Annotated in this window: 18 protein-coding genes; 6 read left to right on the top strand and 12 right to left on the bottom strand. The window is 72.9% G+C overall.

Annotated elements, in window-relative coordinates:
• Positions 1-118: 118 nt before the first annotated feature.
• On the bottom strand, positions 119-577 hold the full coding sequence (locus tag ACFYM6_RS00440; protein ID WP_073837015.1) for an Lrp/AsnC family transcriptional regulator: 459 nt from the start codon (positions 575-577) through the stop codon (positions 119-121).
• A 59-nt stretch (positions 578-636) separates the two neighbouring features.
• Between ACFYM6_RS00440 and ddaH the strand changes: the two genes are divergently transcribed.
• Entirely contained in the window at positions 637-1,470 is an 834-nt protein-coding gene (gene ddaH, locus ACFYM6_RS00435; protein ID WP_198940428.1) for a dimethylargininase, read from the top strand.
• A 72-nt stretch (positions 1,471-1,542) separates the two neighbouring features.
• Here the strand turns inward: ddaH and ACFYM6_RS00430 are convergent, their stop codons facing one another.
• Positions 1,543-2,757, bottom strand: a complete 1,215-nt coding sequence (locus tag ACFYM6_RS00430) for an ABC transporter substrate-binding protein (protein WP_387270866.1) — start codon at positions 2,755-2,757, stop codon at positions 1,543-1,545.
• Between the two features lie 57 nt (positions 2,758-2,814).
• The gene (locus tag ACFYM6_RS00425; protein WP_387270864.1) at positions 2,815-3,642 is read right to left on the bottom strand and encodes an alpha/beta hydrolase family protein; all 828 of its coding nucleotides are present in this window, start codon (positions 3,640-3,642) and stop codon (positions 2,815-2,817) included.
• A gap of 85 nt (positions 3,643-3,727) precedes the next feature.
• Here ACFYM6_RS00425 and ACFYM6_RS00420 point away from each other — a divergent pair, with 85 nt between their 5' ends.
• On the top strand, positions 3,728-4,318 hold the full coding sequence (locus tag ACFYM6_RS00420) for a bacterial proteasome activator family protein (protein WP_357434371.1): 591 nt from the start codon (positions 3,728-3,730) through the stop codon (positions 4,316-4,318).
• Between the two features lie 149 nt (positions 4,319-4,467).
• Here ACFYM6_RS00420 and ACFYM6_RS00415 read toward each other — a convergent pair whose 3' ends face one another.
• The 3 genes from ACFYM6_RS00415 to ACFYM6_RS00405 form a co-directional block, all read right to left on the bottom strand.
• Positions 4,468-5,280 (bottom strand): HAD family hydrolase, encoded by an 813-nt coding sequence (locus ACFYM6_RS00415; RefSeq protein WP_387270862.1) that lies wholly within the window; start codon positions 5,278-5,280, stop codon positions 4,468-4,470.
• Positions 5,280-6,101, bottom strand: a complete 822-nt coding sequence (locus tag ACFYM6_RS00410; protein WP_387270860.1) for an HAD family hydrolase — start codon at positions 6,099-6,101, stop codon at positions 5,280-5,282. The genes ACFYM6_RS00415 and ACFYM6_RS00410 overlap by 1 nt, the downstream gene beginning before the upstream one ends.
• Before the next feature lie 233 nt (positions 6,102-6,334).
• Positions 6,335-7,069 (bottom strand): hypothetical protein, encoded by a 735-nt coding sequence (locus tag ACFYM6_RS00405; RefSeq protein WP_387270858.1) that lies wholly within the window; start codon positions 7,067-7,069, stop codon positions 6,335-6,337.
• A gap of 133 nt (positions 7,070-7,202) precedes the next feature.
• On the opposite strand from ACFYM6_RS00405, the gene ACFYM6_RS00400 reads away from it, so the two are divergent.
• The 3 genes from ACFYM6_RS00400 to ACFYM6_RS00390 all read left to right on the top strand — a co-directional run bounded on the left by ACFYM6_RS00400 (position 7,203) and on the right by ACFYM6_RS00390 (position 8,883).
• Positions 7,203-7,634, top strand: coding sequence for an OsmC family protein (locus ACFYM6_RS00400; protein WP_350932250.1), 432 nt, complete (start codon positions 7,203-7,205; stop codon positions 7,632-7,634).
• 91 nt (positions 7,635-7,725) lie between these two features.
• Positions 7,726-8,070 (top strand): metallopeptidase family protein, encoded by a 345-nt coding sequence (locus ACFYM6_RS00395; RefSeq protein ID WP_198940440.1) that lies wholly within the window; start codon positions 7,726-7,728, stop codon positions 8,068-8,070.
• Between the two features lie 93 nt (positions 8,071-8,163).
• Complete coding sequence (locus tag ACFYM6_RS00390; protein ID WP_357434367.1) at positions 8,164-8,883, top strand: AIM24 family protein; 720 nt, start codon at positions 8,164-8,166, stop codon at positions 8,881-8,883.
• Positions 8,884-8,926: 43 nt separating this feature from the next.
• On the opposite strand, the gene pheA is transcribed toward ACFYM6_RS00390, so the two are convergent.
• The 5 genes from pheA to ACFYM6_RS00365 form a co-directional block, all read right to left on the bottom strand.
• Complete coding sequence (gene pheA, locus ACFYM6_RS00385) at positions 8,927-9,883, bottom strand: prephenate dehydratase (protein ID WP_387270855.1); 957 nt, start codon at positions 9,881-9,883, stop codon at positions 8,927-8,929.
• A 10-nt stretch (positions 9,884-9,893) separates the two neighbouring features.
• The gene (locus ACFYM6_RS00380; protein ID WP_387270853.1) at positions 9,894-10,445 is read right to left on the bottom strand and encodes a hypothetical protein; all 552 of its coding nucleotides are present in this window, start codon (positions 10,443-10,445) and stop codon (positions 9,894-9,896) included.
• Positions 10,446-10,526: 81 nt separating this feature from the next.
• Positions 10,527-10,916: an ACT domain-containing protein gene (locus ACFYM6_RS00375; RefSeq protein WP_387270851.1), complete on the bottom strand. Its 390-nt coding sequence runs from the start codon at positions 10,914-10,916 to the stop codon at positions 10,527-10,529.
• Positions 10,917-10,989: 73 nt separating this feature from the next.
• Entirely contained in the window at positions 10,990-11,445 is a 456-nt protein-coding gene (locus ACFYM6_RS00370) for a hypothetical protein (protein ID WP_073837027.1), read from the bottom strand.
• A 220-nt stretch (positions 11,446-11,665) separates the two neighbouring features.
• On the bottom strand, positions 11,666-12,403 hold the full coding sequence (locus ACFYM6_RS00365; protein ID WP_387270849.1) for a hypothetical protein: 738 nt from the start codon (positions 12,401-12,403) through the stop codon (positions 11,666-11,668).
• A gap of 163 nt (positions 12,404-12,566) precedes the next feature.
• Here ACFYM6_RS00365 and ACFYM6_RS00360 point away from each other — a divergent pair, with 163 nt between their 5' ends.
• On the top strand, positions 12,567-13,778 hold the full coding sequence (locus ACFYM6_RS00360; protein ID WP_387270848.1) for an arginine deiminase: 1,212 nt from the start codon (positions 12,567-12,569) through the stop codon (positions 13,776-13,778).
• Between the two features lie 49 nt (positions 13,779-13,827).
• Here ACFYM6_RS00360 and ACFYM6_RS00355 read toward each other — a convergent pair whose 3' ends face one another.
• Positions 13,828-14,712, bottom strand: coding sequence for a DUF5926 family protein (locus ACFYM6_RS00355; RefSeq protein ID WP_387270846.1), 885 nt, complete (start codon positions 14,710-14,712; stop codon positions 13,828-13,830).
• Positions 14,713-14,754: the final 42 nt, after the last annotated feature.

Genomic DNA, 14,754 nt, shown 5'->3' with positions numbered 1-14,754 from the left:
CCGGACCCACCCGCCGGGGGAGGGAGGAGGAAGGTCGAGCGCCGGTTGGACGACGGCGCGCCGCCGCGGGTTCCCGAGTGGGCCGAGGCCGCGCTGCGGGAGACGGTGACGACCGGGGTCAGCCCGCGGACGGGCCGACCCCGGGGGACTCGACCAGCCGGGAGAGCACGATGGTGCTGCGCGACGAGGTGACGAAGGACTCGGCCCGCAGCCGTTCCAGCGCCTCCTCGAGGTGGGCGATGTCGGCGGCCCGCAGGTGCACCAGGGCGTCCGCCTCCCCGGAGACGGTGTAGGCCCCGACCACCTCGGGATGCCGCCGTGCCGCGGCACCGATCTGCGCCGGGGTGGTCCGGCCGGCGCAGAAGAGTTCCACGAACGCCTCGGTGGTCCAGCCGACGGCGGCGGGGTCGACGACGGCCGTGAAGCCGCGGATGACGCCCGCGGATCGGAGCCGGTCAACCCGACGCTTGACCGCGGGGGCGGAGAGTGACACCCGCGCGCCGATGTCCGCGTACGAGGCGCGGGCATCCGCCACGAGCAACGCAATGATTCGCTGGTCAACCGCGTCTATCTGCAACGTTCCGCCTCTGGGAAGCAATGGTTGTGGCTGTTACCAAAGTTGTACCGTACCTACTCTTGGTGACCGTGAACCAGCAGCGAGTCCCGCGAAAGCGGACATACCTCATGTGCTCGCCCGAGCACTTCGCGGTCGAGTACGCGATCAACCCGTGGATGGACGTGACCGCGCCGGTTGACGCGGAGCTGGCGGTCAAGCAGTGGGACCGCCTGCGGGAGACGCTCGTCGGCCTCGGCCACGAGGTGCACCAGCTCAGCCCCGAGCGCGGGCTGCCGGACATGGTCTTCGCGGCCAACGGTGCCTTCGTGGTGGACGGGACGGTCTACGGCGCCCAGTTCAAGCACGAGCAGCGGGCCGCCGAGGCCGCCGCGCACCGGGCGTTCTACGAGGCGAACGGCTGGCGGTTCATCGCGCCGAGCGAGACCAACGAGGGCGAGGGCGACTTCGCGTACCTGCCGGACGCGCACGGCGGGCTGATCCTCGCCGGCCACGGTTTCCGCACCGAGCTGGCGGCGCACGCCGAGGCGCAGGAGGCGCTCGGCCGACCGGTGGTCTCGCTGCGCCTGGTCGACCCGCGCTTCTACCACCTGGACGTGGCGCTCGCCTCGATCGACGACGAGAACATCGTCTACTACCCGGGCGCCTTCTCCGCGGCCAGCCAGAAGGTGCTCGCCCAGCTCTTCCCGGACGCGGTGCTCGCCGACGACTCCGACGCCCTGGCCTTCGGCCTCAACCTGGTCAGCGACGGGCTGAACGTCGTGCTGAACAGCGAGGCGACCCGGCTGGCCGGCAAGCTCAAGGCGGCCGGCTACCACCCGGTGCCGGTCGAGCTGGCCGAGCTGAAGAAGGGCGGCGGCAGCGTGAAGTGCTGCATCGCCGAGCTGCGCCACTGACGCGCACCGGACACCGAGCACGGAAACGGGCGGCCTCCCCGCGGGGAGGCCGCCCGCTCGGCGTACGAGGGGTCAGCCGAGTGTGGCCAGCTCGGTGATCACGACATTCGACAGCATCCGGCCGTCGAGCTGGACCTTCCGCAGGTACCACTTCTGCTGCGGGGTACGCGGCTGGTTGAACTGCCAGGGCCCGCGCGGGCTGTCGATCTGGCCGATCTTGCCGAGCGCCAGGTTGACCTGCTGCGGAGTCAGGTCCCCGCCGGCCAGCCGGATCGCCTTGTCCAGCACCTGCGCGGCGTCGTACGAGGCCATCGCGTAGGTGGTCGGCGAGGTGTTGTGCGCCTTCCGGTAGGCCGAGGCGAACACCCGGTTGGCGGTGTTGTTCAGATCGGCCGAGTAATTGAGCACGGTCTCGATGCCGTGCTTCACGATCAGCGCCCGCTGCTCGCCGAGTTCCCCGTCGTCCAACTGGCTGAGCACGGCGCCTTCGGTGAGGAAGCCGGGGGCGTAGATCGGCCCCCGGTAGCCCTCGGCGTAGAGCTGTTTGATGAACTGCACCGCCTGCGTACCCGCGTAGTGGCAGAGGATCGCATCGGGCCACTTGTTGTTCTTCAGCGCCTTGTGGATCGCACCGGAGAAGACCGCCTTGCCCAGCTCGGCCTTGTCCGGGGTGAGAATTTCGCCGTCGATCGGCCGGCGGCCCTCTTCGTAGTAGCCGCGCCGGAAGCCGTCGATGACGTCCTTGCTGCTCGAGTTCGACGGGGCGAAGACCGCGATCCGGCTGGACTTGTCCAGCGACTCCCGCAGGTACCGGCCGAGCGCCTCGCCCGGCTCGTCGAGCACGTACGACGTACGCCAGATGTAGACGACGCTCTGCAGGCTGGCCGGGGACGCGTTGGAGCCGACCAGCGGGACCCGGGCCTGCTCGACGGCGTCCCGGATACCGGACATGACGGCGGAGCTGACCACGCCGGTGAGCGCGATCACCCCCTCCTTGAGCAGCCGGTCGACGGCGGCCTGGCCGCTCTTGGCGTTCTCGCCCTCCTCGGCCTGCACCACCGTGACCGGGTGCCCGCCGAGCTCCTGGTCGTTGAGGCTCAGGAAGAGCTGGAAACCGTTGACGATCTCGTCACCGATGGCCTTGTTCGGGCCGCTTCCCGGCACGATGAGCCCGATCTTGATCGGGCTGCCCGGAGTGCCCGTACCTTCGGTGTCGGAGCCGCAGCCCGCCGCCAGCCCGGTGGTACCCAGCGCGGCCAGCAGTTGAAGAGCCCGCCTGCGGTTCATCTACGACACCGATTCCTTCCCGAAAGGGCTGCCAGGAAGCACGCCCCCTCGGGCGTTCTACCTGCTCGGCGACGCTGCGTCAATGGCAGGAAGATCATCGTGTAACGACCGCAACCTGTCGATTACCTGCGGCCATGCCGTCGACTCCGGGTCGATGAGCCCGAAGTGCTCGCATTCCGCCAGCTCAACCAGGGTGGCGGGGGTGTTGGCGGCTCGGGCCGCAGCAACCCAGGAGCGGCTGATCCCGACCGGGACCTGGCGGTCCAGCGTGCCGTGCATCACTACGGTCCGTGCTCGGATCGGTACCAATGCCGATGGATCCGCTGCCGCGTACCGGTCGGGCACGTCAGCCGGGCCACCGCCGAGCAGCGCGGCCACCGCCCCACCGTCCAGGTCCAGCCGGTACGCCTCGACGAGGTCCGCCACCGGGGCCAGCGCGAGCACGCCGCCGACCGTGCCCGGGGCGTGCGCGGCCACGTACAGCGCCAGGTGCCCGCCCGCCGAGTGGCCGACCAGGATCGGTGGGACGGGCGCCACCAGGCCGGGCAGCGCGGCGCCGGCCAGCCCGGGCAGCGCGGCCACCCCGGACAGCACATCGGTGAGGGTGTGCGGCCAGCCCCCGTCCGGCTGACCGGTGCGCCGGTACTCGAGCTGGGCGACCGGGTGGCCGAGCGCCGCCAGCGCGGCGGCCATCGGGCCGGTGTGGGTGCGGTCGTACTCGGCTCGCCAGAACCCGCCGTGCACCACCACGACCAGCCGCCGGGCCGGGCCGTCGCCGGCCGGCCGGCGCAGGTCGGCGAGCTGGTCCGGGTGGTCGCCATAGGCGACCGTGACGTCCGGCGGCGGGGCCGGCCGGGTCAGCACGGCGCGCGGGTCTGCGGGCATGACGGCGACCGTAGCGCGCCCCGGTCGGGTGGCTCCGGTCCGGTAGCCGATCCCGGCGCGCGCCGACGACCGCGGCTGGGTAAAGATGGGTCCCATGACCGAAGCGCGTTCCGCCGGACAGAACGACGAACAGGACAACGACGGCATCCCCGGCACCGTGGTGGTGGTCGGGCCGGACGGCCGACCGGTCGGCACGGTGCAGACCGACGAGGGGCAGGGCGAGGACCCGACCCGCCTGGTCGAGCAGCCGGCCAAGGTGATGCGGATCGGCAGCATGATCAAGCAGCTGCTGGAGGAGGTCAAGGCGGCCCCCCTCGACGACGCCAGCCGGCACCGGATGCGCGAGATCCACGAGCGGTCGATCGTCGAGCTGAAGGAGGGCCTCGCCCCCGAGCTGCGCGAGGAACTCGAGCGGATCTCGCTGCCCTTCACCGAGGACAAGGCACCCAGCGAGAGTGAGCTGCGGATCGCCCACGCCCAGCTGGTCGGCTGGCTGGAGGGGCTGTTCCACGGCATCCAGGCCGCCCTGGTCGCCCAGCAGATGGCCGCCCGGGTGCAGCTGGAGCAGATGCGCTCCGGGCGGGCCGCCCTGCCCAGCGGCCCCGGCGGGGTGGCCCCGGGGATGCCGGGCATGCCGCCGACCAACGAGGGGCATGCCCCCGGCCAGTACCTCTGACCGGCCGGGGCGCGTCCGCGCCCCCGGCCGGCGACAACCCCAGCGCGGCTGGCGGCCATAATTTCGGCCTGCGCGCCGTCAGGCGGCGCTCCGGACCGAATGAAGGCCGGGCGGCCATGTAATTCGGCCTCCGCGCCGTCAGGCGGCGCTCAGCCCACCCCGAAGACCTGCTCCAGGTACGCAGCCACGCCGTCGGCCGAGTTCGGGCCGGTCACCTCGTCGGCGATCTCCAGCACGGCGGGGTGCGCGTTGGCGACCGCCACCGCCCGGCCGGCCCAGGTCAGCATCGGTACGTCGTTCGGCATGTCCCCGAAGGCGAGCACGTCCCGCTCGTCGACGCCGAGCCGGGCGGCGTACCAGGCCAAGCCCGCCGCCTTGGTCACCCCGGCGGCGGAGATCTCCACCAAGCCGCTGTACGAGGAATGGGTCGCCTCGGCCAGCCCTTCCAGGGCCGCCGCCACCACCCGTACGAAGACGTCCGGGTCCTGCTCGCCGGCCCGGGCGAGCAGCTTCACCGCGGGAGCCGCCAGCAGTTCCTCCGGCGACTCCACCGCCCGGATCGCCTCGACGTCGGCGTCCCAGCGCAGCGGATAGTGCACCTCGTGCCGCATCTGCCGGCTGTTCACGATCTCCACCGCGAGGCTCACCTCGGGCACCGCGGCGCGCAGCCGGCGGGCCACCTCGGCGAGCAGCTCGGGCGCGAGCGGGTCGGCCCGGAGCACCTCGTCGGTGGCCGGGTCGTAGACCACCGCGCCGTTCGCGCAGATTGCCGGCAGTGGCTCGGCGAGCTGGTCGTACACGAGTTGGAGCCAGCGGATCGGGCGGCCGGTGACCAGCACGACCGGCGTGCCCGCCGCGGCGATCCGGGCCAGCACGTCGGCGGTGCGTGGGCTGAGCGTCCGGTCGTCGCGCAGCAGCGTGCCGTCGATATCGGTGGCGATCAGCCGAGGTACCTCTCCCATCACCGGGAGAGTAGTCGGTCCAGGTAGACCGCGACGCCGTCGTCGTCGTTGCGCAGGGTGATCTCGTCGGCCGCCGCGCGGACCTCCGGGTGGGCGTTGGCGACCGCCACCCGCCCCCAGCCGGCCCACGCGAACATCGGCAGGTCGTTCGGCTGGTCCCCGAAGACCAGCACCTCGGCCGGGTCGACGCCGAGCCGCTCGGCGATCACGCTCAGCCCGGTCGACTTGTCCACCCCGGGCGGGCAGATCTCGATGAAGCCGAGGCCGGCCTGGGTGAGCGTGGCCAGCCCCGGCGGGACGATCCGGCGGGCCATCGCCAGCAACTCGTCCACGTGGTGGTCGGCGGTCCGGGCGAACGCCTTGATCACGTCGCAGGAGAGGCACTCCGCACGGCTGCGCGCCTCGAACCGGTCCTGGTACGGCCAGCTTGCGTGGTAGTCGCCCCAGAGCGGCGCATCGTGCTCGTCGGAGGCCTCCACCATGACGGTCAGCGGCCCGACCGCGGCCTCCAGGTCGGCGAGGATCCGGGCGAGCACGGCACCGGAGAGCCGCTCGTCCCGCAGCACCAGCGGGCCCGTCGGGTCGCTCTGGTCGACCACGCGGCCGCCGCCGGCCATCACCAGGAAGTCGGCGGCGCGGATGTCGTTGCGGGTCAGCTCGGTCAGCCGCGGTCCGCGGCCGGTCGCGCCGACCACCGGGATCCCCGCGGCCCGCACCCGGTCGAGCACCCCGTGGGTGTACGCCGAGACGGTGTCGTCGCTTCGGACGAGCGTGCCGTCGAGGTCGGTGGCGATCAGCTTGGGCAGTCCCGGGCGGGTCATCGTTCCTCCTTCGCCCGCCGCCGTCACGCCGGCCGTCCTGGTCCTCGATGCCGCGGCCGCTGGACGGCGGGCAGCAACCGTATCTCGCGGAACGGGGCCCAACCATGGCTTTTCGGCGAATCGGGCACCAACCCACGACGGACGTCAGGTGTCCGACGTCCGGGCCCGCCGGGCGTGCCGATCCCGCCGACCCGGGCCGGCGGTTCGGGACGACCGCGCCGGTTCCGAACGGTTCAGTGCGGCAGCTCGGGGCGGGCGAACGGGCTGGTGGGCTGGACCGTCAGGTCGGCCGGCGCGGGCAGTTCATCGTCGGCCGACCGGCGCCGGCCCCGGCGGTCGCGATCCGTCGGCGGTGACCCGGCACCGGGCAGGTCCTCCCGCTCCGGCGTCGCGGCCACGGCCCGGCCGGACAGGTGCAGCGCGGCGGCGAACAGCACGGTGGCCACGAAGGCGGTGACCAGGCCGCGCCCGTAGTCGACCCGGAAGCCGTCCTCGGGCGAGTAGAAGAGGGTGCGCTGACCCGAGTCGTCCAGGGTGACGGCGGCGGCGGTCAACAGGGCGAACACGGCCGCCGCGAGGCCGAGGCCGGCCACCCGGGCGTTCTGCCGCGCCGCACCGGTGCCGCGCAGCGCGAGCGCCACCGCGCCGGCCAGACCGAGCAGCCCCACCAGGTAGCCCACCCCGAAGCCGCCCACGTCCCCCACCCCGCCCGGCACCCGGATCGTGGTGTTCCCCTCCGGGCCGCCGTTCGGGATGGTCATCACCAACCACTCACCGATCAGCGAGGCGACCGCGGCCACCGCGCCGAGCCCGGCGAGCACCGGCGGCAGGCGGTGGTCGCGAGCCAGTCCGGCCAGGGACCAGCCGACCCGGCCGGCGGGCGGCACACTCTCGTCGGCACCCCACTCCACGATGGTCGTGCCGTCGGACCGGTGGTCCTGCCTGGGGATGGGGAGATCCTGGGACATGGGCACCCTTCCGCGTGCGCGGGCCTGCGTCGAATCATGACACAGCCGATGCGCGGCGACGGGGACCGCGAGTCGGCGTCCGGCTCGTCACTGGCCGGTGCGGCGCCGTCCGGTTTCGGTTAGCGTCGGTGGCATGCCTATCCGTACCGCTTCCGCACGCTGGCAGGGCAACCTCACCGAAGGGGCCGGCACGGTCCGCACCGGCAAGGGTGGCCTGACCGGCAACTACTCCTTCAAGTCGCGTTTCGAGGAGGGCGAGGGGACCAACCCCGAGGAGCTGATCGGCGCAGCGCACGCCGGCTGCTTCTCGATGGCCCTCTCCAAGCAGCTCGCCGACGCGGGCGCGACCGACACCTCGGTGGAGACCACCGCCAAGGTGCACTTCGACAAGACCGACGCGGGGATGACCGTCACCCGGATCGACCTGGAGACCGTCGGCCAGGTCCCGGGCATGGACGAGGCCCAGTTCGGCAAGCTGGCCGAGGCGGCCAAGGAGAACTGCCCGATCTCCCGGCTGCTCTCCCCGGGCGCGCAGATCACCCTCAACGCCCGCCTGGCCTCCTGACCCACCGTCGCGCCGCCCGGAGCCGGGCGGAGACCGCGGATCTTGGGGCGTGGGTCCGGGCGGCGCGGTGGGGGAGAATGGGCGGGTGGCCGTGGAGATGAGCCGTGAGCGGTTCGAGGAGCTGGTCGGCGAAGCCCTCGACGAGGTGCCCGAGGAGCTGCTCGGGCTGATGAGCAACGTGGTCATCCTGGTTGAGGACAATCCACCACCGGGCGAGGACCTGCTCGGTCTCTACGAGGGGCACGCGCTGACCGAACGGGGCTGGGACTACTCCGGCGTCCTGCCGGACCGCATCCTCATCTACCGGAACCCGATCCTGGGCATCTGTGACACCGAGGAGGACGTGGTGGACGAGGTCGCGGTGACCGTGGTGCACGAGATCGCCCACCACTTCGGCATCGACGACGAGCGGCTGCACGCCCTCGGCTGGGCCTGACCGGACGCGCCGCCCGCTCCGCTCGGCCGATCCCCGGTGTTGCGCGGTTCCCCTAATCTGCGGGCAGGCACATCCCGATGCAGGAGGAAACCCATGCGCAGCGCGCTGTTCTCCGCGGAGAACCTTGAGAAGGAGTCCCAGCAGCCGGGCATGCGGCTGCAGAACTCCAAGATGCTGAAGATCGAGCTGAACGGCGAGGCGATGGCCCGGGTCGGGTCCATGGTCGCCTACCAGGGGCAGGTGCAGTTCCAGGCGCTCGGCTCCGGCGGCATCGGCAAGTTCATCAAGCAGCGACTCACCGGTGAGGGCGTCCCGCTGATGAAGCTCACCGGCCGGGGCGACGTCTTCCTCGCCGACCTCGCCAAGGACGTACACATCATCGACCTGGAGCCCGGCGACGCCCTGTCGATCAACGGCTCCAGCGTGCTCGCCTTCGACTCCACGCTGAGCTACGACATCAAGATGGTCAGCGGCATGGGCTTCGCCGCCTCCGGCCTGTTCAACTGCGTCTTCACCGGCCACGGCCGGATCGCCGTCACCACCGAGGGCACCCCGGTTGTGCTCAACGTGGACGCCCCGACCTACGTCGACCCGCAAGCCGCGGTCTGCTGGTCGGCCAACCTGCAGACCGGCTACCACCGGGCCGAGCAGCTCGGCCTCGGCACGCTGATCGGCCGCCGCACCGGTGAGGCGTTCACGATGAGCTTCGCCGGTCAGGGCTTCGTCGTGGTCCAGCCGTCGGAGGAGCGGCCGGTGCCGGGCAGCGGTGCCCAGCAGGAGCAGGGCGGCCTGCTCGGCGGGCTGCTGCAGTGACCGTCGGGTGCGCGGGACGCCGGTCCGGGTGTCCCGCGCACCGTCAGCTCAGCTCCCCCGCGCGCAGGCGGGACAGCCAGGCCGCCGCGTCGGCGTAGTCGGCGTCGGAGAGGCCGGCCGGGGCGGGGACCGGACGGTCGCTCACCGCCGCGGTCCAGCGGTTCCGGGGGTACGACCCGAGGAAGCGCACGCCGGCACAGACGCGGTGCAGCCCCTGCAACGCCTCGCCGAGGCGCACGTCGGCGACATGCCCGGTGCAGTCGAGGAAGAAGACGTACCGGCCGAGCGCCTCGCCGGTCGGGCGCGACTCGATCCGGGTCATGTTCACCCCGCGTACGGCCAGCTCCATGAGCACCGAGAGCAGCGCGCCGACCCGGTCATGGGCGATGTAGATCGCCAGCGACGTGACGTCGTCGCCGGTGGGCGGCGGGGGTGGGCCCGGGCGGGACACCAACGCGAATCGGGTCACCGCGTCCGGGTGGTCGGCGATCTTGTCGGCGAGCACGGCCAGCCGGTGCCGGCTCGCGCCGATCGGGGCACTGATGGCCGCGTCGTACTCGCCGGCGGCCGCGCCCGCCGCGGCGGCACCGTTGGAGAGCACGTCGATCACGGTCGCGTCGGGCAGGTGGTCGCGCAGCCAGCCCCGGCACTGGGTGGACGCCTGCGGGTGTGCCGCCACGCTGCGCACCTCAGCCAGCGACGCCCCGGGCCGGGCCGCGAGCACGAACTCCACCGGCAGGATCACCTCGCGGGTGATCACCAGCGGCTCGCCCTCGGCCAGCTCGTCAAGGGTCACCCCGACCGCGCCGCCGATCGAGTTCTCCAGCGGCACCAGCGCCGCGTCCGCCTCCCCGGCCCGTACGGCGTCCAGCGCCTCGCCGACGCTGCGGGCCGGCGTACGGCTGCCGCGCTCGGCGGCGGGCACGGTACGCAGCGCCTGCTCGGCGAAGGTGCCCTCGGGACCCAGGTAGACGAAGCGGGTCGGCGGTGTTCCCGGCATGGCGACCAGCCTACGCACCAGGGGTGCCGTCGCAGGCCAGGGTGCGGATACCGGATGGGGCGATCGTGCGCACCTCGACGCCGCAGACGTCCGTCCCCGCGGTCACCAGCTCCAGGTCGGTGGGTTTGCCCCGGGTCACCACCTGGAGTTCCTCGTGCCCGGTCACCTGCAGCACCGTGTACTGCCATTCCTCGGCGCAGAGCGGCCCGGTCCGGACCGTGACCCGGACGCCGCGGGACAGCACCCGGGCCGGACCGCGCAGCAGCGACACCACCCGGTCGCCGGAGGGGCCGGAGCGGCAGGGTGTGGCGGCCTGGTCGGTGGGGGTGGGGGCGAGGGTGGCCGGAGCGCTCGGCGTCCCGGTCGGCGGGGTCGGGGTGGGTACGCCGGTGGCGGTCGGGACGGGGGTGGTGGGGGCGGTCGACTGCCGCAGCTCCGGCGGAGTGCCGCAGGCGCCGAGCAGCAGCGCGACCAGGACGGCCGGGATCGCCGGCAGGGTGAGCCGCGCCACCGGGGCGGTCAGTGGGCGGCGGGTGGAGGGGTTGGGTGCGGTGGGGGGCACGGTCCGATCCTCGGCACGACGGACGTCATTGCGGCCGGCTGGCCGAGCCCATCGTAGGAGGATCTTCCGATCGGGTGAAGGTCACGCGTGGAACCGGTGCCCGGCCCGCTCCAACGCGCTCGTGGCCTCGGCCAGCCGCACCGCGGGCACCAGCACGTGGTCGGTGTCGTACGTGGAGAAGGCCACCACGTTGACCCGGGCCCGGGCGAGCGGGTCGACCAGCGCGGCGAGGGTGCCGGTGACCGGCGCGTCCTGCGGGCCGACCAGGCGCAGGCAGCGCCAGTCGGTCTCGACGTCCGCGTGATCGGGCACCCGGCCGGTCGGGCAGATCAGCGAGATCCCGTCGGCGGTCCAGCTCACCGTCACCACGTCGGCGGCACCCAGGTCGCTCCAGACCTGTGGCGGCAGCGTGGCGCCGGCCGGCAGGCGGCACACGGCGTACTCGCCGGGCAACAGAGCGACATCGAGCATGATGGCACCTTACGGCCTCGGTGGGGGCCGGCCCCAGCGTCGGCCGGTGCGGCGAAGGCCACATCGCCGCAGGTCAGACCGCCGAGAAGAAGGTCAACGAGCCGGCCACCTCGCCCTCGGCGAGCACCGGCGTGGAGATGGCGTCCACCGTGGTGCCGGCGTCGGCTCCGGGGCCCTGGACCCGGAGCAGGCCCCGGGCCAGCCGGCCGGAGTGCAGGGCGAGCAGCGGCGGGATCTTGTCGGTCTCCTGCTCGGTCAGCTCGCTCGGCTGGGCGCTGAAGTCGACCAGGCGCAGCCCGCCTTCCAGCAGCGGCCGTCCGATCACGTCCTCCGGCGCACCGAGACAGAGCAGGTCGCAGCCCGCCAAGGAGATCGCCACCACGGTGGTGTCGGCGTCGATCAACAGGCACGGCTCGGCGGCCCGGGAGACCGTGCCGGACCACTGGCCGAAGTTGTCGAACTCCTGCTCGGTCGGTGTCCCCGCCGCGGGCACGAGCACTTCCGAGAGCGAGAGTTCGACGTGGGCCACCGCGCCTCCTATGTACACCGACGGTCTGTCCACGCTAGCCGGTCGTCACGACGACCGCCCGACCGCGCTGGATCCTCCGGCCGCCGGTGCCGCTCGGCTGCGGCGGAGCCATGGGACAGGTGTCGGTGCGAAGAGTGCCCGGTGTCGGGCGGCCGGCGACGGCGCGGGCCGACGGAACCACCGGGGCGGGTCCGTGGGCCGCGTGGCGTCGCCGGAGACGTTACCGGCGGGCGGCCCGCTTGTCAGCGGCCGTTCGGCCCTCGTCGTACCACCGGTAGTCGGCTGCTGGACGGTACGTGCCGTTGAGCCACGTCGACGGGTGCTGGGCGACCCGGGAGAGCTTTTCGGCGGTGGCCGGGCTGATCCGGTTGCCGGCCGCCACGAGCAGCCGGTCCAGCTCCCGGTGGGTGGCCATGAGGCAGTCCTTCGGCAGGCCGTAGACGCTGATCACCCCGGAGCCGACGAAGGTCAGCACCGGGGTGACCGGGATGGGCAGGCCGACCGCCTCGGAGAGCGCCTTGCTGGCCCGCTTGGCGTCCCGCCGGGCCTCGGCCACATAGGGCGGACGCTTGCCGTTGATCTGCACCACGTCGCCGGCGACGAGCACGCGGGCCCGGCCGTGCTCGGCGATGGTGACCGCGAAGAGGCCGCTCGGCCCGATGGCGAGGAACCCGGCCCGCTCGTCCTGACCGCGATCGAGGAGCACGTCCGCGACGTCCGTCCGGGGCCACTCGATGACGTGCCAGGCCGGACCGAGGTGGTTGAGCTGGCCGAGCGCGCGGGCCCCGGCCGCCTCCAGCCGGCGGGCGCCCCGCTCGGCCCGGCGACGACGGGCCCACTCGAGTGGTGTCGGTCGGGCCGGCTCGAGCACCGGGGTGGCCTCGACCCGGGGCGGTGGCACCGCCACGGGTGGCAAGGCCCGGGTGGGTACGGCTTGACGAGCGGGAAAGACAGTCATCGCGACCTCCGGCAAAAGGTCCCTCGAAGTTACGTCTTCACTACCCTACGTTGCGGACCCCGGTGGTCGGCAAGTTGGAGCACCGGAATGAGTGCGGATGAATGCCATATTCATTCACACTTCTTTTCCGGATGGTGCGGAAGCCCTGCCCTACGCTGCGAAGGTGACCCACTACGTGGACAGCGAGGTCGCCCGGCTCGGCACCGTGCTGCTGCACCGTCCCGGGCCGGAACTCGCCCGGCTCACGCCACGCAACAACGACTCGTTGCTCTTCGACGCTATCCCATGGGTGGGCCGGGCGCAGGAGGAGCATGATGCGTTCGCGGCCGCGCTGCGCGCCCGGGGCGTGGAGGTGCTCTACCTGTCGACGCTGCTGGCCGAGACGCTCGCCCTGCCGGACGCCCGGGCGGAGCTCACCGAACTGGTGCTGCGCTCGCCCCGGCTGGGCGACACGCTGCGCCGACGGGTCGCCGACCATCTCGGATACCTCGACCCGGCCGCGCTGGCCGACGTGTTCATCGCCGGGCTCGCCCACGAGGAGCTGCGGATCGGCCGAGACCGGCCGGGCGGTCTGGTCTGGACACTGATGGACCGGCACGACTTCGTCATCGACCCGTTGCCCAACCTGCTCTTCACCCGGGACTCCTCGGTGTGGATCGGGGACCGGGTCGGGGTGACCAGTCTGGCCATGCCCGCGCGGCGGCGGGAGAGCGGGCTGACCGACGCCATCTACCGGCACCATCCGCGCTTCGCCGGTACGCAGTTCGTCTACCACGCCGAGCTGGAGCACCTGGAGGGTGGCGACGTGCTGCTGCTCGCGCCGGGCGTGCTCGCCGTGGGGGTGGGCGAGCGGACCACCCCGGCCGGGGCCGAACGCCTGGCCCGGCAGGTCTTCGCCGCCGGCCTGGCCCACACCATCCTGGTCGTCCCGGTCGCCCAGGAGCGGGCGACCATGCACCTGGACACCGTCTGCACGATGGTCGACGTGGACGCCGTGCTGATGTACCCGAACATCGCCAGCTCGCTGTCGGCGTACACGGTGATCGCCGGGGTGGACGGCGACGAGCCGCGGGTCGACGGCCCGGCGCCGTTCCTGCGCGCCGCCGCCGACGCGATGGACCTCGACCAGCTCCGGGTGATCGACACCGGCCTCGACCCGGTCACCGCCGAGCGGGAACAGTGGGACGACGGCAACAACACCCTCGCCCTCGCGCCCCGGCTCTGCGTGGGCTACGAGCGGAACGCGGAGACCAACGCCCAACTGGAACGGGCCGGCATCGAGGTGATCGCCATCGCCGGCTCCGAGCTGGGTTCCGGCCGGGGCGGGCCGCGCTGCATGTCCTGCCCGCTGGTCCGCGAGCCGCTGCGCCGCTGACGACGACGGGCCCCGGTCGACACCGGGGCCCGTCGAGCGAAGGATCGGGTCAGCGCAGGGTGAGCTGGCGGCCGAGGAGGCCCTGGCGGGCCCGGCGCCCGGCGGCGTCCAGCGGCGCCTGCTCCTCCAGCGCCTCGGCGTACCGCTTGGCGAACTCGGTCACCGGCTCCTCCCACTCGGCGGCCGGGACCTCCTCGGGCAGGTCCCAGACCGGCACCAGGCGGCCGTGCGCCCGGAACATGCCGGCGAACCGGGTGCGTTCGCCGAGGGTCAGCGTGCCGGCCACGCTCAGCCGGGACAGCGCGTCCAACGCCGTGTCCTCGTCGTCCGGCAGGACCCAGCGCACGTGCGCCTTCTCCGGCACCTGGCACCAGTACGCGGCCCGCGCCGCCGCCAGCTTCACCGTCGGGTAGACCGCCGCGTTGGCCCGCTCCAGGGACGCCTGCACGGTCGGGTCGTCGGCCGCCCCCGGGTCGAGCCAGAACTCGAACCCGTCGTGCATGGTGATCTCCAGCGGCCCGTCGACCAGGATGTCCTGGAGGCGGGGGCCCGGACCGGGCAGCGGCGGCACCGCCACCTGGCCGCCCGGTTCGGTACGCAGCGCGCAGAGCAGCGCGTCGGCCAGGTCCCGGGAGACGTCGCCGGACTGCTGGTGCCGCTGGAGCCCGATGAAGACTCGCCCGTCCGGCTTGGTCATCGCCGGGGCGGCCATCGGCAGCACGGTGGCCAGGGTGACCGGTCGGTCGCCGTACTCCTCGACCAGCTCGGGGGTCAGCCGCAGCGGCGCGGAGGCGGCCGGGACCAGCTCACGCAGGGCGATCCACTCCGGCTCGTCGGCCAGCCCCTCGAACGGTCTGGGCACGAAGACGTCGCGCACCTTCTCCCGCTTCGGGGTGGCTTCGGCGGCCCGCTGGCTCTTTCGACGCTTGCTCACGCGCCCGCCTCGCTTCGCTCTGCGGCCGCATGAGCCTCCATG

This window comes from Micromonospora sp. NPDC006431 (assembly GCF_042870725.1).
Classification (GTDB): domain Bacteria; phylum Actinomycetota; class Actinomycetes; order Mycobacteriales; family Micromonosporaceae; genus Micromonospora.
This window is presented reverse-complemented; position numbering and strand designations above follow the sequence as displayed.